The sequence below is a fragment of the Mycobacterium sp. E796 genome (assembly GCF_001672815.1).
GTDB lineage: Bacteria > Actinomycetota > Actinomycetes > Mycobacteriales > Mycobacteriaceae > Mycobacterium.
In genome coordinates this window covers 1-565 of record NZ_LZKK01000223.1, presented here as the reverse complement: position 1 = coordinate 565, position 565 = coordinate 1, and the positions used below count along the sequence as shown (strand labels likewise).

Below are 565 nucleotides of genomic sequence, written 5' to 3'. Positions count from 1 at the left end.
GCCCCCGAATAATCGTCGCCACCATGCGCTGCGTGGCCAGGGCGGGCTATTCGCGCGCGACCATCCGCGAGATCGCCCGCACCGCGGAGGTGACCAGCGCCAGCCTGTACAACTACTTCCCCAACAAGTCGGAGCTGATCAAGGCCGCCGTCGCGGCCAGGACCGACGTCGCGTTGCCGCGCCTGCGCGAGGCCGCCCAGGGTCCCGGCGACGTCACGGACCGGATCGAAGCGGTGCTCGACGAATCGGGCCGGTTGATGCGCGAGTATCCGCACCTGGCCGCGTTCGAACGCGCGATGCGCGGGCATGCCGGGCCAAAAGTGTTGCGCGACACCATCGATGGGATCGTTCGGGACGCCCAAGCGCGCGAAGCATTGCCGCCGGGCACCGACCCGGGCGCCGCGGTCAACGCGATCTACGCGCTGGCTCGCGGGTTGACCGAGCTGGCGGCGACCGTTCCGCCGGAGGAGTACCACGCTGCGCTGGACTCGGCCAAGGAATTGCTCAGGGGCACGCTTTTCGCGCCGCGAGCGAGTCACCGCACGTCCACAGCGCAACGCCGATC

1 protein-coding gene is annotated in these 565 nt (G+C 69.9%); it reads left to right on the top strand.

Annotated elements, in window-relative coordinates; translation table 11 throughout:
• Positions 1 to 23 precede the first annotated feature (23 nt).
• Positions 24 to 565: TetR/AcrR family transcriptional regulator (locus A5706_RS16340; protein ID WP_068132424.1), on the top strand; the 542-nt coding region annotated here is incomplete at its 3' end.